Source organism: Streptomyces sp. NPDC050509 (genome assembly GCF_044457965.1).
Lineage (GTDB): Bacteria > Actinomycetota > Actinomycetes > Streptomycetales > Streptomycetaceae > Streptomyces.
Genome location: NZ_JBITHL010000001.1, coordinates 66383 through 86874 on the forward strand (window position 1 = coordinate 66383; position 20492 = coordinate 86874).

The 20492-nt window shown below is 69.7% G+C and carries 13 protein-coding genes and 1 pseudogene; 7 read left to right on the plus strand and 7 right to left on the minus strand.

Annotation, left to right across the window (positions count from 1 at the left end):
* Positions 1-38: 38 nt before the first annotated feature.
* The 5 genes from ACIBJC_RS00325 (at position 39) to ACIBJC_RS00345 (ending at position 7718) form a co-directional block, all read left to right on the plus strand.
* Positions 39-1292, plus strand: a complete 1254-nt coding sequence (locus tag ACIBJC_RS00325; protein ID WP_399285727.1) for a GAF domain-containing protein — start codon at positions 39-41, stop codon at positions 1290-1292.
* A 145-nt stretch (positions 1293-1437) separates the two neighbouring features.
* On the plus strand, positions 1438-2907 hold the full coding sequence (locus ACIBJC_RS00330; protein ID WP_399285729.1) for an aldehyde dehydrogenase family protein: 1470 nt from the start codon (positions 1438-1440) through the stop codon (positions 2905-2907).
* Complete coding sequence (locus tag ACIBJC_RS00335) at positions 2904-4463, plus strand: APC family permease (RefSeq protein WP_399285731.1); 1560 nt, start codon at positions 2904-2906, stop codon at positions 4461-4463. Before ACIBJC_RS00330 ends, ACIBJC_RS00335 begins: the two co-directional genes overlap by 4 nt.
* Before the next feature lie 53 nt (positions 4464-4516).
* Positions 4517-6094 carry a GMC family oxidoreductase gene (locus ACIBJC_RS00340; RefSeq protein ID WP_399285733.1) on the plus strand — a complete coding sequence of 526 codons (1578 nt, stop codon included), beginning with the start codon at positions 4517-4519 and terminating at the stop codon, positions 6092-6094.
* A 100-nt stretch (positions 6095-6194) separates the two neighbouring features.
* Positions 6195-7718 carry an aldehyde dehydrogenase family protein gene (locus ACIBJC_RS00345; RefSeq protein WP_399285735.1) on the plus strand — a complete coding sequence of 508 codons (1524 nt, stop codon included), beginning with the start codon at positions 6195-6197 and terminating at the stop codon, positions 7716-7718.
* A gap of 268 nt (positions 7719-7986) precedes the next feature.
* On the opposite strand, the gene ACIBJC_RS00350 is transcribed toward ACIBJC_RS00345, so the two are convergent.
* Positions 7987-11346: a S8 family serine peptidase gene (locus ACIBJC_RS00350; RefSeq protein WP_399285737.1), complete on the minus strand. Its 3360-nt coding sequence runs from the start codon at positions 11344-11346 to the stop codon at positions 7987-7989.
* A 360-nt stretch (positions 11347-11706) separates the two neighbouring features.
* Here ACIBJC_RS00350 and ACIBJC_RS00355 point away from each other — a divergent pair, with 360 nt between their 5' ends.
* Entirely contained in the window at positions 11707-11940 is a 234-nt protein-coding gene (locus ACIBJC_RS00355; RefSeq protein ID WP_399285739.1) for a hypothetical protein, read from the plus strand.
* Between the two features lie 174 nt (positions 11941-12114).
* On the opposite strand, the gene ACIBJC_RS00360 is transcribed toward ACIBJC_RS00355, so the two are convergent.
* The gene (locus tag ACIBJC_RS00360) at positions 12115-13035 is read right to left on the minus strand and encodes an IS3 family transposase (protein WP_399288008.1); all 921 of its coding nucleotides are present in this window, start codon (positions 13033-13035) and stop codon (positions 12115-12117) included.
* Positions 13036-13160: 125 nt separating this feature from the next.
* Here ACIBJC_RS00360 and ACIBJC_RS00365 point away from each other — a divergent pair, with 125 nt between their 5' ends.
* Positions 13161-14285 (plus strand): IS30 family transposase, encoded by a 1125-nt coding sequence (locus tag ACIBJC_RS00365; RefSeq protein ID WP_399285741.1) that lies wholly within the window; start codon positions 13161-13163, stop codon positions 14283-14285.
* A gap of 8 nt (positions 14286-14293) precedes the next feature.
* Here ACIBJC_RS00365 and ACIBJC_RS00370 read toward each other — a convergent pair.
* The 5 genes and pseudogenes from ACIBJC_RS00370 to dpgA all read right to left on the minus strand — a co-directional run.
* A pseudogene (locus tag ACIBJC_RS00370) lies at positions 14294-14515 on the minus strand (IS3 family transposase); the annotation flags it as partial.
* 47 nt (positions 14516-14562) lie between these two features.
* The gene (locus ACIBJC_RS00375) at positions 14563-15885 is read right to left on the minus strand and encodes a PLP-dependent aminotransferase family protein (protein WP_399285743.1); all 1323 of its coding nucleotides are present in this window, start codon (positions 15883-15885) and stop codon (positions 14563-14565) included.
* 253 nt (positions 15886-16138) lie between these two features.
* Positions 16139-17509 (minus strand): (3,5-dihydroxyphenyl)acetyl-CoA 1,2-dioxygenase DpgC, encoded by a 1371-nt coding sequence (dpgC, locus tag ACIBJC_RS00380; RefSeq protein WP_399285745.1) that lies wholly within the window; start codon positions 17507-17509, stop codon positions 16139-16141.
* Entirely contained in the window at positions 17506-18243 is a 738-nt protein-coding gene (gene dpgB / locus ACIBJC_RS00385; RefSeq protein ID WP_399285747.1) for an enoyl-CoA-hydratase DpgB, read from the minus strand. The genes dpgC and dpgB overlap by 4 nt, the downstream gene beginning before the upstream one ends.
* Positions 18244-18263: 20 nt before the next feature.
* A complete protein-coding gene (dpgA, locus tag ACIBJC_RS00390; protein WP_399288011.1) occupies positions 18264-19301 on the minus strand; it encodes a 3,5-dihydroxyphenylacetyl-CoA synthase DpgA in 1038 nt (345 codons plus the stop codon).
* Positions 19302-20492: the final 1191 nt, after the last annotated feature.

A 20492-nucleotide genomic window follows, 5' to 3' on the forward strand; every position in this document is an offset into this window, starting at 1 on the left:
ATGGTCGGGTCCGGTGGGATCCGACCGGGGAGGGCGCGGTGACCGACACCTGGGTGGCTCTCGAAGCGGGCGCCGACCCGGCCGAGCGCCGTGGCGCGCTGGGCAGGGCGTACGAGTCGTTCGCGACCGCCGGCCGGGTGGACCGGCCCGTACGCTCCGTGGTGGCGGCCTCCTGGCGGCGGTCGGCGCGGGCCCGGGTCAGCCCGGAGGGCACCGCGGCCGTCGAGCTGTCCGACGACGAACTGGCCGCGCACCGGGACGGCCATCCGCTGGCCGGGGTGATGCCGCTCATCCGCGAGTTGACGGACGCGTATGCCCTGGACGGCGAGCATCTGATGGCGGTGTGCGACGCGCACGGCCGGCTGCTCTGGGTCGAGGGCCACCCGGCGACGCGGCGGCTCGCAGGCCGGATGAACTTCGTCCCCGGGGCGCGCTGGGCGGAGGCGGTGACCGGTACGAACGCGCCGGGCACTGCGCTCGCCGTCGACCGCCCCGTGCAGGTCTTCTCCGCCGAGCACTTCCAGCGGCCCGTACACCCGTGGACCTGCGCGGCGGCGCCCGTCCACGATCCGCACAGCGGGCGGCTGCTGGGCGCGGTCGACATCACCGGCGGCGACCGGCTGGCCCATCCGCACAGCCTGGCGTTCGTCGGCGCGCTCGCGCGGGCCGCCGAGTCGCATCTCGCGCTGGTCGCGCCGCCGCCCGCCGCCGACTCCCTGCGGCTCTCCTCGCTGGGCCGGGACGAGGCGCTGCTCGTGGCGGGCGGCGACAAGCTCCGGCTCAGCCGGCGGCACAGCGAGATCCTGACCCTCCTCGCACACCGCCCGGAAGGCGTCGCCGGGGAGGAGATGCTGGTGGAGCTGTACGAGGACGAGTCGGTCACCCCGGTCACGCTGCGCGCCGAACTCTCCCGGCTGCGCGCGCTGCTCGGCCCCGGGCTGCTGCGCTCCCGCCCGTACCGGCTGGCGGCACGGGTCGACGCGGACTTCGACACGGTGGGCCGGCGGATCGCCTCGGGTGCCGTGACCGCCGCGATGAGCGTGTACGCCGGTCCGCTGCTGCCCGCCTCACGGGCGCCCGCGGTGGTACGGCTGCGGGAGCGGCTGGCCGGTGAGGTGCGCGCGGCGCTGATCGCCCGCGGCGACCCGGGGCTGCTGGCGGACTGGGCGTACAGCCCCTGGGGCGAGGACGACCTGCCCGTGTGGCGGGCGCTCGCCGCCGTGCTCCCCGTACCGCAGCGTCCGGCGGCGCTGGCGCGGGTCCGGGAACTCGACGCGTGGCAGCGCGCCTGACGGGACGTCCGGCGGCCGGGCGGCCCGCCCCCGCAGGCGAAACCGGGCATATCTCCTTACTGTCGGTGGAGAGCGCGCCCTGGTGCGCGGCCGGCGGGAGCCGCCGGACCGCTCCGGGCGCCCCATCCGAACCGGAGGAGCCCGCATGCCGGAGCTGTTCATCGGCGGCATCTGGACCGCCGCGGTCGGCGGGCAGGTGCGCGAGATCCGCTGCCCCGCGGACGGCACCCTGGTCGCCACGGTCGACGAGGCCGGACCGCCGGACACCGCCGCCGCCATCGTGGCTGCCCGTGACGCCTTCGACAGCGGCCCCTGGCCCAGGACCCCGGCCGCCGAACGGGGCCGACTGCTGCTGCGCGTCGCGGACCTGCTGGAACGCGACAAGGCGGTGCTCGCCCGAGCCGAATCCCTCGACACCGGGAAGCGGCTGGTGGAGAGCGCGTACGACATGGACGACATCGCCAACTGCTTCCGCTACTTCGGCCATCTGACGGCCGCGGGCGGCACGGACCGGATCGTCGACACCGGCGATCCGAACGTCGACAGCCGGGTGGTGCGCGAGCCGGTCGGGGTGTGCGCGCTGATCACACCGTGGAACTATCCGCTGCTCCAGACCTCCTGGAAGGTGGCCCCCGCGCTCGGCGCCGGCAACACCTTCGTCCTCAAGCCCAGCGAACTGACCCCGCACACCGCCATCCTGCTGATGCGGTTGCTGGCCGAGGCCGGACTGCCCGACGGGGTCGCCAATCTGGTCCTGGGCGCCGGGCCGACGGCGGGCGGGCCGCTCAGCACGGACCCCCGGGTCGACATGGTGTCGTTCACCGGCGGGCTGGTGACCGGACGGCACATCATGGCCGCCGCGGCACCGACCGTGAAGAAGATCGCCCTGGAGCTGGGCGGCAAGAACCCGAACGTCGTCTTCGCCGACGCCGACTACGAGGCGGCCGTCGACTACGCGCTGACGGCGATCTTCCTCCATTCGGGCCAGGTCTGCTCGGCCGGGGCGCGGCTGCTGGTCCAGGACGAGCTGCACGACAGGTTCGTGACGGACATGGTGGAACGGGCGCGGGCGATCCCGCTCGGCGGCCCGTTCGACGAGCACGCCCGTACCGGACCGCTGATCTCCGCCGCGCACCGCGCCAAGGTGGAGGCGTACGTGGCGGCCGGGCTCGCCGAGGGCGCGGTGCTGCGCTGCGGCGGCGCGCGCCCCGACGACCCGGCGCTGAGCGACGGCTTCTACTACCTGCCGACGGTGCTGGACGAGTGCACGCCGGAGATGTCGGTCGTACGCGACGAGTCGTTCGGCCCGGTCCTCACCGTCGAGCGGTTCCGCGACGAGGAGGAGGCGGTCGCGCTCGCCAACGACACCATCTACGGGCTGGCCGGGGCGGTCTGGTCGCAGGACGTGGGCCGGGCGCACCGGGTCGCGTCGCGGCTGCGCGCCGGCACCGTATGGATCAACGACTTCCAGCCGTACGTCCCGCAGGCGGAGTGGGGCGGGATGAAGCAGTCCGGCTTCGGCCGTGAACTGGGCCCGGCGGGACTGGCCGAGTACCAGGAGGCCAAGCACGTGTGGCGCAATCTGTCCCCGAAGCCGCTGGGGTGGTTCGAATGAGCACCGGTCCGGGACAGGAGCCGGCGGGCCCCGCGCCCGAGAACCGTACGGCCGACGAGATCCAGAGCCAGGACGACGACGACTCGCTCAAGGCGTTCGGCTACAAGCCGGAGCTGAAGCGCACGCTGGGCAACTTCCACACTTTCGCGGCGGGGATCAGCTACATCTCGATCCTGACGGGGACGTTCCAGCTCTTCTACTTCGGGGTCAAGTTCGCCGGTCCCGCCTACTGGTGGTCGTGGCCGATGGTCTTCCTCGGCCAGCTCATGGTGGCGCTCTGCTTCTGCGAGCTGGCCGCGCGCTACCCGGTGGCCGGTTCGATCTACAACTGGTCGAAGAAGCTCGGCGGGCCGCACATCGGCTGGCTGGGCGGGTGGATGATGGTGACGGCCACCATGGTCTCGCTCGCCGCGGTGGCCCTCGCGTACCAGATCACGCTGCCGCAGATCTCCAGCGTGTTCCAGGTGATCGGGGACGGCACCGGGCCGACCGACGCGGCGGCCAACGCCGTACTGCTCGGCACGGTCCTGATCGTCTTCACCACGCTCGTCAACGCCTTCGGCGTCAAGCTGATGGCCCAGATCAACTCCGCCGGGGTGATGATCGAGCTGATCGCCGCCATCGTGCTGATCGGGCTGCTGGCGGCCCACATCACCCGCGGCCCCAGCGCGATCGTGCAGACCAACGGCTACGGCACGGGCGAGTCGCTCGGCTACTTCGGCGCCTTCCTGACCGCCTCGCTCGCCTCCGCGTACGTGATGTACGGATTCGACACGGCGTCGTCGCTGGGCGAGGAGTCGCTCAACCCCAGCCGCAACGCGCCGCGGGCGATCCTGCGGGCGCTGATCGCGTCGTTCCTCATCGGCGGGCTGATCCTGCTGTTCGCGCTGCTCGCCGTGCCGGATCTGCACTCCCCGAGCCTGGCCGTGGACGGGCTCCAGTACGTGGTGCTCTCCACGCTCGGCTCCACCGTCGGGCAGATCGTGCTGTGGTGCGTGGTCGTCGCCATCACGGTGTGCGCGCTGGCGGTGCACGCCGCCGGCATCCGGCTGGCGTTCGCGATGGCCCGGGACAACTGCCTGCCCGCGTCCTCGTGGATCGCCCGGGTCAGCCCGCGGTTCGGGACGCCGGTGGTGCCCGCCGTCTTCATCGGGCTCGTCGCCATCGTCATCCTGGTGATCAACATCAACCAGCCGCAGATCTTCTCGGTGATCACCAGCATCGCGATCATCATGATCTACGTGGCCTATCTGCTGGTCACCGTCCCCATGCTGATCCGGCGGCTGCGCGGCACGTGGCAGGCGTCCGAGAACCACTTCTCGCTCGGCAGGTTCGGACTGCCGGTCAATGTGCTCGCCGTGCTGTGGGGCGCGGCCATGTCGCTCAACCTGGCCTGGCCGCGGCCGGAGGTGTACAACGCGACCGGTCCGCACCACTGGTACCTGCAATGGGGCGCGTTCCTCTTCGTCGGCATCGTCGCGATCGGCGGCTTCGCCTACTACTGGTTCGTCCTGCGCAAGCACACCGGCGTACTCGAAGCACACCGGTCCACCTGAACACACCCGTCCCATTGAACACACCGATCCCCCGTTCCGAGCCTGGAGCAGCGATGTCCCCGGAGAACCCTGCGCACACCTTCGACTATGTGGTGGTGGGCGGCGGTACGGCGGGAGCCGTCGTCGCCGCCCGGCTGACCGAGGACCCGGACGTCACCGTCTGTGTCGTGGAGGCGGGTCCCTCCGACGTCGGCGACGACAGCGTCCTGCGGCTCGACCGGTGGATGGCGCTGCTGGAGTCCGGCTACGACTGGGACTATCCCGTCGAACCGCAGGAGAACGGCAACAGCTTCCTGCGCCACGCCCGCGCCAAGGTGCTCGGCGGCTGCTCCTCGCACAACTCGTGCATCGCCTTCTGGGCGCCCGCCGAGGACCTCGACGAGTGGGGGGCGCTGGGCTGTACGGGATGGGGCGCGGCGGAGTGCTTCCCCCTGTACCAGCGGCTGGAGACCAACGACGCGCCCGGGGACCACCACGGCCGCTCGGGCCCGGTCACCATCCGTACCGTCCCGCCGAACGACCCGTGCGGCCGGGCGCTGCTGGAGGCGTGCGCGGCGGCGGGCATCCCCGTCACCCCGTTCAACACCGGCGCGACGGTGGTGCGCGGCGCGCACTGGTTCCAGATCAACGCGCGGGAGGACGGTACGCGGTCCTCCGCGTCGGTCTCGTATCTGCACCCCCTGATCGGCAGACGGCCGAATCTGGAGATCAGGACCGGACTCACGGCCGGACGGCTGACGTTCGACGAGGCCCGGCGCTGCACGGGCGTCGAGTACCTGGAGCCCGACACCGTCCACAGCGGCGCGGTGACGGCGCGGCGCGAGGTGATCGTGTCCTGCGGGGCGATCGACTCGCCGAAGCTGCTGATGCTGTCGGGCATCGGCCCGGCCGGGCATCTGCGGGACACCGGCGTGGACGTACGGGTGGACTCCCCCGGCGTCGGCTCGCACCTCCAGGACCATCCGGAGGGCGTGATCATGTGGGAGGCGAAGCAGCCCATGGTCACCACGTCCACCCAGTGGTGGGAGATCGGCATCTTCGCCGACACCGAACCGGGCCTCGACCGGCCGGACCTGATGTTCCACTACGGCTCCGTGCCGTTCGACATGAACACCTTCCGGCGCGGCTACCCGACCTCGGACAACGCCTTCTGCCTCACACCGAACGTGACGCGGGCGCGCTCCCGGGGCACGGTCCGTCTCCGTACCCGCGACTTCCGGGACAAGCCCGAGGTCGACCCGCGCTACTTCACGCACGAGCACGACATCCGGGTGATGACGCACGGGCTCCGGCTCGCCCGGGAGATCACCGCCCGGCCGCCGATGGCCGACTGGACCGGCGCCGAACTGGCACCGGGGCCGGGCGCGCGCACCGACGAGGAGCTGTTCGCGTACATCCGCGACACCCACAACACCGTCTACCACCCGGCGGGCACGGTACGGATGGGCCCGCCCGGCGACCCGGACTCGCCGCTGGATCCGTCGTTGCGGGTCAAGGGGGTGAGCGGGCTGCGGGTGGCGGACGCGTCCGTGATGCCGTTCCTGCCGGCCGTCAATCCGTGCATCACCACGATGATGATCGGCGAGAAGTGCGCAGACCTGATCAAGAGCGATCAAACTGCCTCTGTCTGACCACGGCTGCGGCAACCTGCTTGCAACGTACGAGTCCCTAGCGTGCGCAAGTGGCGTCGTCCAACGGCGGGCGGCGCCGGAAATCCGGGAGGCCACAGAGATGACCCGTTACGCAGCGCCCGGCAGCGAGGGCGCCATCGTCTCGTACGAGTCCCGCTACGACCACTGGATCGGCGGCGCGTACGTCCCGCCGGCCCGGGGCCAGTACTTCGAGAACCCCAGCCCGGTCAACGGCCGCCCGTTCACCGAGATCGCCCGGGGCACCGCCGACGACGTCGAGCGCGCCCTCGACGCGGCGCACGGCGCGGCCCCCGGCTGGGCCAGGACCTCCGCGGCGGACCGGGCCGGCGTGCTCAACCGGATCGCCGACCGGATGGAGGCGCACCTGGAGGAGCTGGCGGTCGCGGAGAGCTGGGAGAACGGCAAGCCGGTACGGGAGACCCTCGCCGCCGACATCCCGCTCGCCATCGACCACTTCCGCTACTTCGCGGGGGCGCTGCGCGGCCAGGAGGGCACGCTCAGCGAGATCGACGACGACACCGTCGCGTACCACTTCCACGAGCCGCTCGGCGTGGTGGCACAGATCATCCCGTGGAACTTCCCCATCCTGATGGCGACATGGAAGCTGGCGCCCGCCCTGGCCGCCGGGAACACCGTGGTGCTCAAGCCCGCCGAGCAGACCCCGGCCTCGATCCACCTCTGGATGAGCCTGGTGGCCGACCTGCTGCCGCCGGGTGTCGTCAACATCGTCAACGGCTTCGGCGCCGAGGCGGGCAAGCCACTGGCGTCCAGCCCGCGCGTGGCGAAGGTCGCGTTCACCGGGGAGACCACGACGGGGCGGCTGATCATGCAGTACGCCTCGGAGAACATCAAACCGGTCACCCTGGAACTCGGCGGCAAGAGCCCGAACCTCTTCTTCGACGACGTCTGGGCCGCCGACGACGACTTCCGCGACAAGGCACTCGAAGGCTTCACCATGTTCGCCCTCAACCAGGGCGAAGTGTGCACCTGCCCGTCCCGTGCGCTGATCCAGGACGGCCACTACAGCGAGTTCCTGGCGGCGGGCATCGCCCGTACGGAAGCGATCGTTCCGGGCCACCCCCTGGACACGGACACGATGATCGGCGCCCAGGCCTCCAACGACCAGCTGGAGAAGATCCTCTCGTACCTGGACATCGGCCGGCAGGAGGGCGCGAAGGTTCTGACGGGCGGTGAACGGATCGACCACGACGGCGAACTGGCCGGCGGCTACTACGTCCAGCCCACGATCTTCGAGGGCCACAACCGCATGCGGATCTTCCAGGAGGAGATCTTCGGCCCCGTCCTCGCGGTGACATCGTTCAGCGACTTCGACGACGCCATCAAAACCGCCAACGACACGCTGTACGGCCTCGGCGCGGGCGTCTGGACCCGGGACATGAACACGGCGTACCGCGCCGGCCGCTCGATCCAGGCGGGCCGCGTCTGGACGAACTGCTACCACGCCTACCCGGCACACGCCGCGTTCGGCGGCTACAAGCAGTCCGGCATCGGCAGGGAGAACCACCGGATGATGCTGGACCACTACCAGCAGACCAAGAATCTACTGGTGTCGTACTCGCCGAAGAAGCTCGGCTTCTTCTGAGGGTACGAAGAAAGGCGCCTGAACTGGGCTTTTGCCCGTCAGGCGCCTTCCGCTCGATCCGCTCAGACCTCAGCCCGATGTGCGTCGCAAATCCAAAAATCGTCCCGCTGGTATCCAACCCCTGACCAGCTGTTCCGGACCAGTCGCGGACCAAGACACCGGCTCATCTGTCAGGAGCGGCACCCCGACCGACACGATCCCACTCCTCCATCGACTGCTCGATGAGGTGGTTGGCCCGATCCCGCACACCGTCCAGGAACTTGGAGTACTAGCGTGTCAGGCGGTACGCGTCGGTGATCGTCACCGTGTGTGTGTTCCTGCCCGTGTCCGTCAGACGGGCTCGGAAGGAGACGGACCCGGCGTCCGCGGGGTGGGTCAGCGTCACCTGGCGCGTGCTCCCGGAGGAACGGACGTCCGTCTTCCGCCAGGTGGCCCCCGCGTCGTACGAGACCTCGACCGTGAGCGCCTTCACTCCCCGCGTGGCCGCCGCGCCCTCGACGACGAGCGGCACCGTCAGACGGGTGCCCGCCTTCGCCGTGCTCGCTGACGTCAGTTCGGGGGCGAAGCGGACCGAGGACAGCGGCAGTACGGCTTCACGCGTGCCGGACACACGGCCAGAGACGAACGTCCAGGAGGCGCTGACCCGGGTGCTGACCCCGGAGACCTCGGCAGGCCGGGAGAACTCCGAGGTGAGGCGGTAGGACTGCCGTGCCGTGGGGAGCGTGGTGACGGGCCGGCAGCGCAGGTACTTCCTCTCCAGTGCGCTCGATGTGCGGTACAGGTAGGGGACGCCGCCCGAGGTGAGGGTGACCTTGGCCGTCCCGGTCACGGAGTCGCCGACATGGCCTGAGCCGTCGGTGAACTGCGGCAGACATATCTTCAGGTCGTCACCGGTACGCGACACGCCTCCGCCACCCGGTCCTTCGGCCAGGCTGGGCCCGAACACTCCGGTGTTGAAGGTCTCCGAGTAGCTCCGTCCGGCCCGGTACGTCCGGCCCGCGCTGCTCTGGTACGTCTCGTGGCCGCCGTCCGCGCCCTTCTGCAGGAAGTCGAAGCCCCAGGTGTAGTTCTTGGGCACGGTGACGTAGTGCCGCTGACGCCCCGGGAGGGCGAAGTCGGTGGCGGCAACGCTGTAGCCCTCGTCGAACGGCGAGTACCAGGCGGCCCCGACACTGCCTGTCTTGCCCGCCGCGGGAGCGCCCGCGCTGATGTCCGCGCGCGCGAGTTCGCTCGTACGTGTCGTGTGCGAGAAGCCGTCGAAGAACGAGCCGGATTTGGTGTACAGCAGGTCGTACGCGGTGTCGGTGCCCTTGCTGAAGGTGGCGCCGACCTGGGCCTCGAAACCGTCGGCGGGTGATGCCGAGGCGCCGGACCGGGCGATCCTGAGCCGCGAGAAGTCACTGCCGGTCAGAATGCCCACGGCCAGACCCGACCCGGCCGCGCGCATCACGTACGAGGCGTAGGCGCCGTTGGACGTGGCGTCAGGGTCCGGTGGGGTGAGCGAGACCGGCTTGGCCTCACGGGCGTCCAGGACCGTGCGGGTGTCCGCGGTCAGCGACAGCCGCGGCTGCACCAGTTCCGCCGTCCCCGCGGCCGCACCACTCCAGGTGGTGACAAGGGCGAAGACGTTGTACGCCCCCTTCGGCGCGCGGAACCGCGCGATGCCGTCGGTGTCCCGCTGGTTCCACAACAGGGCCGGGCTGTCCAGGCCGTAGAGGATGATGAACGGGAAGTACGCCGGGTCGCCGTTGCCGTCGAGGACGTTCACCTTCAGGTCGTACGACTCCACCTCGGCGTCGGCCGCCAGGGCGGTGCGTACGCTCTGGCCGCCGCCGGTGGCGACCAGAGCGCCCGAGTAGTCGCCTCCCGCCGGTACGGTGCGGGTGTCGGCGGTCACGTCCACGGAGGCGGTGCCGCCCGCGGGCACGGTGACGCGCTTCGGCGAAGCGGTGAACAGCCCCCGGGGAGCGTGCTTTCCGTCGGCGTCGGTCGCCTGGACGGCCAGGCGGAGGGTGACTGCCGAGGTGCCGGTGTTGCGGTACGTGAACTTCTTGGTCAGCGGAGTGTCGTCGGTGTGCGGCCACTGCTGTGCACCGAAGCCGACGGACGACGCCTCACTGCTCACCGTCTGTCCGACGGCTTTCGCGACGTCCACCCGCCCGGTGCCCTGCTGCTGCGCGGTCAGGCCGGCCGTGGGCTTCGTGGAGGAGACGAGGGCCTGCTTGAGCTGCTGCCCGGTCCAGTCGGGGTGCCGCTGGGCGAGGATGGCCGCGGCGCCCGCGACATGCGGGGTGGCCATCGAGGTGCCGTTGAGGGAGACGTACCCGTCGCCGGCGGGGGCGCCTATCGTGCCCTCGGCCGCCTTGGCTGCGACGATGAACCGGCCCGGCGCGGTGAGGTCGGGCTTCAGGGAGCCGTCCTGGGTGGGGCCCACGCTGGAGAAGGTGGCGATCCGGTCCTGCTTGTCCACCGCGCCGACGGTGAGCGCGGCGGCCGCGCTGCCGGGAGAGCCGACGGTGCCGGCGAGGGGCCCCGCGTTGCCGGCGGCTACCACGAACAGTGTTCCGGTCGTGGCGGACAGGGTGTTGACGGCCTCTTCCAGCGGGTCGGTGCCCGCGGTGTCGGTGCCACCCAGGGAGAGGTTGACAACGTTGGCATTCTGGTCGACGGCCCACTGCATACCGGCGATGATGTCCGACTCGGAGCCCGATCCGCTGTCGTTGAGGACCTTGGCGTCGAGGATCTTCGCGCCGGGGGCGACACCCTTGTAGCGGCCGCCGGACTTGGCGCCGGAACCGGCAGCGGTGGAGGCGACATGGGTGCCGTGGCCGACCCGGTCCACGTTGTCCGGCGAGGAGCCGAAGTTCTTCTCGGCGATCTCCTGGTCAGCCAGATCCGGGTGGGTCTGGTCCACGCCCGTGTCCAGTACGGCGATGGTGACGCCCTCGCCGTCGTAGCCGGAGGCCCATGCCGTGGGCGCGCCGATCTGCGGCACGCTCTGGTCCAGGCTCGCCGTCCGGGCGGCGTCCAGCCACACCTTTTCGATGCCGGAGGCGATCCGGGTGGCACCCGCTCTGGCGCCCGTACCGGCGTCCGTGAGCGCGTGCCACACCTGCGAGGCGTCGGACCCGGCCACCTCGACCGCCTGGCCGTTGATCACCGGCAGGTTCCGCTCGACGTCCGCGTCGGCGGCGGCGAGCTCCCGTTTCGCCGATGCCTCACCGGCCGTACGGTAGGTCACGATCAGCGGCGTCGAGTTCCGCTGTGTGTCGCCGTTGTCCGAGGCGAGCAGCTCCGTCACATCGAACAGCCGCCGGTCCACGGTGCCCTCGGCCAGCAGCCGCACCGCGTCCCCGGGAATCACGTAGCTGCGGTCCTGGTAGCGGTGGACCGAGATCGCGATGTCCTCGCGTCCCTCACCCGCCCGGACCCCGGTGACCCGCCCCGTACCGTCGGTCGTCACCGTGTCCCCGGTGATCAGGGTGACGGTGCGGCCGCCACTGTGCGCCGTACCTCCCGCCGGTGCGGTCTCCGCCGCGGCCGACAGGCCGGGTCTGATCCCGGGCGCCATGCCCAGGGCCAGCGCGGCGGCAACCGCCACGGTCCCCGAGCGCATCCATAGCCTCATGCAAACTCCCTTGTATCCATATGAGTTGAGCAGCATTCAGGTGCTGCCTTCGCGGGCGGCGGCCTCATGATCCCCATTGCGGTACCTCCGCACAAGGTCTCCCTGTTCGGGGTCGCGTTGCCATACCACCACCAGCCGCCGCAGCTCCCAGCGGCCCGCTTCTACGACTCATTCGCCCGATCAATTACGTCTGAAGACTTGACGGCGACGTTCCATGTCGCTGATTCCGCGAGTCGTCCAATGTGTCGGCGCGAGGAGACGACGCACGCCCGGATCATCCTCGCCCAGACGCATATTCCTCGGATCTCTGACGGCGAGACAGCAATCGACGCTGCCGTGAGCCCTCAGGAGGCCGAAGCCATGACTCCGATCTCCCGGCGAGCCTTCGTCGTGGGCAGCTCAGGAGCCGCGCTCGCAGTCGGCTCCCCGGTGGCCTGGGCAGACCGCTCGCGCCACCGCGACGTGCACGGGGGCCTGCTCGACGACGCCGCGATGGCCTGGAAACGCCTCCCCGACAGCTGGCAGGTCCCCGATGCAATGCGTACCGACCAAGGACAAACCGCCGGGCTGCGCCTTGTCCCCGGGAGGCGGTAGCTGTTGGGCGGCCGATCCGCAGCCTAGAGGCTGAGCTTCAATTCGGCACAAGGGGGTTGGAGTTCTCTTCGGCGACGTCGAAGCCCGCGCGCATGCGGTATGGACGCCTTGCCGCCCTCGACACCGCCTGGTCGGCGCCGTCAAGACTGAACCGTTCCGGGTTTGATCGAGACTCTAGATCTTGACTGCGACCTGGGGTTTCGTGGTCTTGCTGTAGTAGTTGGTCTCGTATTCGACGGGTGGGAGGTGTCCTGTCTCACCGTGCAGGCGGCGGTGGCAGTACCAGTCGACCCATTCGGCGGTGGCCGGCTCGACCTCGGAGAGCGTCTTCCAGGGGCGGCGGCGCTTGATCAGCTCGGTTTTGAACAGGCCGATCGTCGACTCCATCAGGGCGTTGTCGTAGGCGTCACCGACGGATCCGATCGATGCGGCGATGCCTGCTTGGTCGAGGTGCTCCGCGAGCGCGAACGATGTGTACTGCGACCCGGCATCGGAGTGGTGTATCAACTCACCTTTCTGGTACTGGTGTTGGTCTCGGTCACGCTGCCACAGGGCCATCTCCAGGGCATCCAGGACAAGCCGTGTCTCCTTGGAGGTGGCAGCGGACCAGCCGACGATGCGGTGGGAGAAGGTGTCCACGACGAAGGCGACGTAGACGACGCCGGCGAACGTGGCGACGTGGGTGAAGCCGGCGACCCAGCAGCGGTTCGGGGCAGGGGCGACGAAGTCGCGGTCCACCAGGTCCGGGGCCCGCTCCGCGCTCGCGTCGGGAATCGTGGCGATCACCTTCTTGCCGCGGACCGCGCCGGTGATGCCGAGGTCCCGCATGAGGCGCTCGACGGTGCACCGGGCGACCGTGACCTCTTGGCGGTTCAGGTGCCGCCAGATCTTCCGGGCGCCGTAGACACGGTAGTTGGCCTCATACGCCCGCAGGATGAGGTGCTTGAGTTCGGTATCGCGCAGGGTGCGGGCCGCAGGTACGACCTGGCGTTTGTGGTGGGCGTAGTAGGTGGAGGGGGCGATCTTGCAGTCGTGGTCGGTGAGGACCCGGCAGATCGGCTCGACGCCGCCGAAGCGGCCCTTGTGCTCGTCGATGAACGCTACGAGCGTGTGTGTGGCCGGTCGAGCTCGGCCGCGAAGAAAGACGCCTTAGATTCAACCGGTCAGAGCAACAGTGCTGGTTGAGGACGGTATACGTGGCGAGATTGGGTCGGCCGGGGATGTCGGACGAGATGAAGGCCGACCTGTGGCGGCGGTGGAGGTCCGGGGAGTCGATCAGCGTCATCTCGAGACAGATCGGCAAACCACCCGGCTCGGTGTTCACCGTCCTCAAGCACCACGGAGGAATCGCTCCCGCGCCCCGCAAGGCGCGCGCTGGAAGCCTGACCTTGGGCGAGCGGGAGGAGATCTCACGCGGGCTTTCTGCCGGCCATTCCTACCGGGCGATCGCCCGCCTGCTGGGGCGTGCGGTGTCGACGATCAGCCGTGAAGTCGGCAACAACGGCGGACGCGACGTCTATCGGGCAATCGCTGCGCAGGAACGGGCACTTGACCGTGCCCGGCGCCCGAAACAGTGCCTGCTCGCCGCCAGACCGGCGCTCAGGCAGACGGTACTGACCCTGCTCTGCGAGGAGTGGTCACCCGAGCAGATAGTCGGCCACCTTCGTCGTTATCACGGCAATGACCCGACGATGGAGATCAGCCACGAGACGATCTACCGGTCGGTCTACACCACCCGGTGGAAAGTGATCCCCCGCGAAGTCTGCAAACGCCTTCGCACCGGCCGCCCGATCCGGAAGAACAAGCGACACACGGTGAAGGGGCAAGGGCGCTCGCAGATCACCGATGCCCGGCCGCTCGAGCAGCGCCCCCAGGCCGCGGAGGACCGCAGCGAGCTCGGGCACCTGGAAGGCGATCTGGTCATCGGCTCGAACAACAGCCAGGTCGCCACACTGGTCGACCGGAAGACGCGGTTCCTCACGGCCGTGAAACTCGCCAGCCGCCACACCAACGTGGTCGTTCCAGCTCTGGCCGAGACATACACGCGCATGGACTCCCGACTACACGGCACGCTGACCTGGGATCGCGGCATGGAACTGGCAGCCCACAAGCGTCTCAGCGCTGACACCGGCGTCGACGTGTTCTTCGCAGCCCCGCGCAGCCCCTGGCAGCGCGGCACCAACGAGAACACCAACAAGCTGCTCCGGCAGTACCTGCCCAAAGGGACGAACCTCTCGACGTTCAGCCAGGGCGACCTTGACGCCATCGCGGCGAAACTCAACAACCGCCCCCGCAAGTGCCTGGGATTCCGCACCCCGGCCGAGAGTGTTGCCTTGACCGGTTGAATCTAAGGTTTCAGTTCGGCCGATTCCTCGCTCGTAGTGCCGGGCCTGGCGCCGGCGTCGATCTGGTCCTGCCGCACCCATTTGCGCAGGGTCTCGGTCGTGCCGATGCCGAGCTTCTGGGCGACCGCTTTCATCGCCGCCCACTCGGTGTCGTAGTCGGGCCGCACCTCAGCGACCATGCGCACCGCACGACGGCGCAGCTCAAGCGGGTACTGGGAAGGACGTGCCACGACTCGATCCTCTCAAACGATCGAGTCTCTACCAAGCCCGGAACGGTTCACTCTTCGGACAGCAAGGTGCAGCCGCTGTCCAACCGGCGTTCGACTTCCTCCGACAGGAAGGCGGCCAGGCGCCGCACCCCCTCCCCGATTTGTTCGGGATCAAGGTAGCTGCACGAAAGCCGAAGTTGGTGATCGCCTGCCTGATCCAGGTAGAACTGCCGCATCGGAGTCCACAGCACACCGTATTTGGCCGCGGACACCTCCAGCAGAGCGGCATCCGCGGGGACGGGCAGTTGCACCCGGACGAAGAACCCACCGCAAGGGCGGTTCCAGCGGATTCCGGGATGCGATCCGTCTCCCAGATGCCGGTCCAACGCATCGACCAGGCGGGTCAGATTCCGTTGGTAGATCTCGGACTTGCGACGGCTCAACTCGATCAGAGAACCTCCGTGTTCCAGAAGCATCCCGCCGATCACGGCCTGGCACAGTGGGGACGTGTTCACGGTGACCATGCCCTTCACGGCCGCCAGCTCGTCCGCGAGCAGTGTTTCGCCGCGAGGCGATCCGATCGGCTGGTCAGCGATCACATAGCCGACTCTGGCTCCCGGAAAGGCAACCTTGGCGAACGTGCCGATATGCACCACACATTGAGCAGTGTCAAGGGCCTTGAGCGGAGGCAGTTCCGATCCGGGCGCCGCTGTGAACCCGTAAGCGTTGTCCTCCATAACGAGAAAGCCCTCGCGCTCGGCAAGGTCGAGAAGTCGCCGGCGGGAGCCGAGCGACATACGTGCCGCACCAGGATTGGAGAAATCGGGTGCGACATACAGCGCACGAACCGGCCGGCCGGCTTCCCTGGAAGAACGACACGTCTGCTCCAGACCGTCGAGATCGATCCCGGCGTCCGTCTCGTCGACCGGAATCACATCGATGTCCAGGAGCCGGGCCGCCCCGATGATGCCCACGAAGCACGGATTGGCCACCGCGAGCACACCCTCGGCCGAGCGGAACAGCGCACGCAACACGAGCAGCATCGCTTCCTGAGCACCGACCGTCATGACGAGCGAGTTCGCGGGGGCATCGATCCCGTGGTCCCGGCGCAAGGCGTCAGCGACAATGTCGTTGACGATACCGCCGCTCGGCCCGTACTCGAAAAGCAGTCGACGTGCCTGCCCCGGGCTCCGTCCCTTGTGGACGAGATAATCGAGGAATCTGCTGACGTACCGTTCGGTGTCGATATTCTTGAGTGTGTCCGGATGCGGTGCGCCGGGTGCGAAGGATATCGCCTCCGGATAGCGGTTCATCACCTCGTTCAGAAATCCGATCGAACCGATAACCGGATCCCGCAACGAGCTGTGCAACGAGGAGGAATACAGCCTCATCCGCCTGACCTCCTCATGCCCGCGCGAAGGTGAACGCCACCTGCGCGTCCCCACCCCGGCCGACGCGCCGTCACCACGCTCTCCGTCCCGCCGTGAAGATCCACGACCTGGAACTGAACGAACTCGCGGTGCGGGGCGGAGGAGGCGGCGTCCAGGTAGTGGCCCCTCACCTTGTCGAGGAGGCCGATCCTGCCGAGGACCGGCTCTGGGGGCGATCCGTGCTGTCGGCCGGTGTGCGGGACGGGTTCGGTGCTCACCGGACGCTCCCCCGTGCCGCGCGCCGCCGTTCGCGTTCCTGCCAACGCCGTTCTACCTTGGCCAGAACGTCCGGGGCGTAGACGCGTTCGGCCTGTACGACGGCGAACTCGGCAAGGTAGGCACGGTACAGGTCGAGAGGTTCCTCGGCGACGGTCAGCATGTGGCGATTGGCCGGGACCGCGGGCGCGCAAAGCGCTTCGACAGCCCTGTCGACGGCGCCGTCCATATCCTCGGCAGCCACCACGGCGTCGCACACATAGCGGACCTCCGGCTCCGTCGCGGCGATCCGGCGCCCGCCGAGCACCACCTGACGGGCCAGCCGGGCCCCGGTGAGCCGGGTGAGCCGGAGGTTGCCGAGGCCGGGCACGATGCCCTCTTCTGCGGCGGGCAGGCTGATGTAGGCGTTCTCCTCGATGATGACGTGGTCAAGGACCAGCAGGAGCTGCATACCACCGCCAATCGCGAAGGTGTCGACGGCGCCGATCCACGGCTTGCCGACGCTCCGTTCGCACCGGTCACCTGGCGATGGGGCGGTGAGCAGACCGCGAAGCATCTTGTTGACGTAGCCGAGCTCGCGGCCCAGGAGGAACTCGACGAAGGAGATCCGCCCGTCGCGTAGGTCGGTCAGGTCGACCCCGGCGCTGAAGACACGCCGTCCCCGGTACTTGGGGTGATCGACGGTGCCGCCGCGCAGCACACCGACCTTGACCGCATCGTCGAGCAGAACGAGGTCGACAGCGGTCTCCAGGTCCGCGATCAGCCGGTCGTCCTCCGCGTTCAGCCGGTCGACGTTGCGGAACTCGATGTGACCGGCGACACCCTGACGCTCAAGGTACACGGTGTCCAGCTCGATCCGGCCCGCGGTGCGGAAGCAGTCGAGCATCGTGAGGGCACGTGGGGTGGGCCTGAGCATTGTCTCGACGAGGTGCCGGCCGGCGGTGGGCGAGCGCAGCACCGCACCGCAGAAAATGCCCTGGTCGATCTCCCGGCCCTCCTTCTCCACCTGGACGAAGCGACGCTCGGCCGCCATCTGGGCGCGGGTCGGCACCAGGCCCGGGAACCGGTCGGCGGCCTGGTAGAGGAGGTCCGCCAGGCGTACAGGCCGGGTCAGGCCGTCGGTGAGCACCCCGTAAACGGTCTCGGTGTGCCGGGCGAGAAAGGCCCGGCGGGCCCGGCGGGCGCGCGCGTGGACCGCGGCGGCGCGGCCTCGGTCGTCGAGGGCGCGGTCGGGAACGGGGGGCAGTGCCGCGAGCTGCCGCTCCGTGCCGGCGATGTACCCGGCCAGTCGGCGGGCGTCCGTGTCGACGCCGCCGGTCGGCTCGGGTACGGAATCGAGGGCGGCGCCGCTGGGCGCACCGGCGCTCATCCGGCCGCCCCGGCGCGGCCCGCCGCCGTACCGGCCGAGGTGCCGGGCCCGCTGTTCCGCAGGCGGCGCAGCTCGCGGTCGCAGGCGGCAAGATGCGCGCCGAAGGCGTCCTGGTACTCGGCGGAAGCAGCCTCCTCCAGCAACCGGCGGCGGATCCCGGCCTCCCCGTCGGAGAGCCCTCCGCGCAGTAGGGCCGCGTTACGGACGGCCCCGGTCACGTCGTTGCTGACCTCGTCGATGATGCCGAGTTCGATGGCGTCGGGGAGAGGGATCTCGGAGGCCCACAGCACAATGCGACGGGCACGGGCCGGACCAATGTGCCGGACGAGCCGGTAAAGGGCCATACCGGGCCAGAACTGCCCATTGTTGACCGGAAGTACCAGCTTCAGGTCCGGGGTGCCGATCCGGAAGTCGGCGGCCAGCAGCAGGTCGAGGACGGGGCCGCCGCACGTACCCTGGGCCGCGGCGATGGTGACGTTGTCGAGGCGTTCCAGGCGACGGACGGCGCGTTCCCAGCGGTTGACCTCATGGATGGAGACGTCGCCGGGCCATTCGCGGGCCCCGGGCGGTGACGGTGCGAACCGGAGGGCGACGACCGTCCGTTCGCGCTGTTCCTCGGCCTCCTCGCACACGGCGTTCAGCGCCGCGGTCAACTCAGGCAGCGGGCCGCCGTCCAGCCGGGCCAGGATGCCCAGGCCGTCGGGCGGCGGGGTCCGGTCGGGCTCGGTCTTCATGTCGGCAAACCTTTCTTCCGTCACCAGCCCACCAGGGCCGTCTCGATGGTCGACCCGGGCCCCATGGTCATCAGCACCCCGAGGTCACCGGGTACCGCGACCCCCTCGTCACGCAGTCGCTCGTAGGAGAACAGGAACGAGGCGCTGGAGAGGTTGCCGTGGTCGCGCAGGACCCCGGTGGTGTGCCGTACGTCGTACCGGGACAGTCCGAGGTTCACGCGGACCGAGTCGATGACCTTCTTGCCGCCGGAGTGCACCACCCAGTGGGCGATGTCGCCGACGCGCAGGCCGGTGCCCTCCAGGAGCCGTGCCACGGCGGTCCGTGCGTTGGCCCCCACGACGTAGGGGACCTCGGGGTCGAGGTAGAAACTGAACTTGCCGTGCCCGTCGTCCCAGTCGTAGCGCATCGCGTCGACCGCCTCGGGGATGATGTGGCTGGTGAACCGCAGCAGAGCCGGGTCCTGCGGGGGCACCTGTGGAGCGGCGCGGACCGCGACGGCCGCCGCTCCGTCGCCGAACAGGCTGTTGACCACCGAGGAGCGCATGGTGCCGTCGAAGACGTAGGCGGCGGAGCAGACCTCGACGCACACCACCAGGGCGAGCTCGCCCGGATGGCCGGCTGCCCAGCCGACGACGGCATTGAGGGCGTTCAGCCCGGCGTTACAGCCCATGCCGACGACGTCCAGGCGCTGGCAGGACTGTTCGATACCCAGGTCCTTGATGAGCAGCGCGGAGAATCCGGGGGTGAGCAGTCCGGTGGAGGTGACGCAGCAGAGGTATCGGATGTCGCCGGGCACGGCGCCTGCGTCCTTCAGGCAGCGTCCGACGGCCTCGCGTCCCATCCGCAGCCCACTCACGGCGTGTTTGCTCAGCAGGTCGCCCTGGGACTCGACGGCGGGGAGCCCGTCGGGGCCGGTCGGGGGCAGGGTGAGGTTGCGGCGTTCGATGGCACCGCCGAGGAAGACGGAGCGGATACGCCGGTCGGTGATGCCGAAGGTGTCGAGGATTTCCTCTTGTGTGTAGGAGGTCATCGGCACGGCGGTGCCGACGCCGGTGATACCCGGGGCACCGGAGCCCGTCCGCTCCGGAGGGCTTTCCTGAGCCGAGGCCGCCGGTTGCTGCGTTGCGCGCACGTTTCTCCTCCGTATGACACGTGACCGGCCCGGCCGACCGGTCACGGGTTTCGGCCGCGTGAGCCGCCGGGCCGTCGGACTCGGACGAGGTGGTCCGCGGGGCCGTTTTCGTGGACGGTGGCCAGGGTGAACCCGTGGAGCGCGCCGCCGGACAGCCGCCGGTGCCGGACAGGCACCGCGGTGCGCTCGGCCTCGACACCGACCTGGCGGGGGGTGGTGACGTCGGTGCCGTGCGGCGGCGGCCGGTGACGCCGAGGAAGCGCAAGGCGGCGCCGGGGCCGCCCTCCAAGGCCCTCGGACGTCTCTTCGGCGTGGTGCCGGGGCGACGGGCTGCCGCTACCGGTCCACGCCCTCGCCGCGCGCGGTCAGCCAGGGGGAACGCCACTCCGCTCGGAGCGTCCCGGCGGGGCGCCGCCGGACTCCGTGTGCCCCGTGTTCTCGAGGACGGGAGCATCACGGAGGAGAACGAAGGACAGTTCACATTCGTACGAGGCATGGGTCTTCGCCGATCCGGCGGTTATTTCGCACACGGTGACCACGCGTCCAAAAATCACTCAGAAGCACGCGACAGACCACCCGTTCTTCCTTCGCCTCGACATGAACGCGATGCTCCAGAAAATTTCCGTGAGCGGCGCCAGTGCTTGCCGCAGTTACGGGAGGCCGAGCGTCCGTGACAGGCACGGTCGTCCTTGCCGTCGCACTCCGGTGCGACCCGGAAATCTCGGGGACCGCCGCCGGCGGTCGGCGCCCTTCCCGAGACTCACGCCCGGGAGACTCACAAGCCGGGGCATCCTGGTCTGCCGTACCGCTGCGTCCGGCCTGTCCCGCTGCGTCCGGCACCATCGCGTCCCGGCGTCTGCCGCCGAGGAGCAACAGGGGACATGACGGCGCCAGGTCGGCACCCCGGGAGCGAGGACACAGACCGCGCCGTGCTCGTCCGCCCGCTCCACGACTGCCTTCGGAGAAGCCGCGGCAACTCCTTCTGTCGGTACGCCCGGCCACCATCCGGTCGCCCCGAACCCCGGGCCTCGAAGTCGCCGTCTCCACCGTCCGGGAGCTCCCGAGGAGCACGACCTCCCCACCCGCGCCCGGGGCCGGCGAAACGCGACCCGGGCC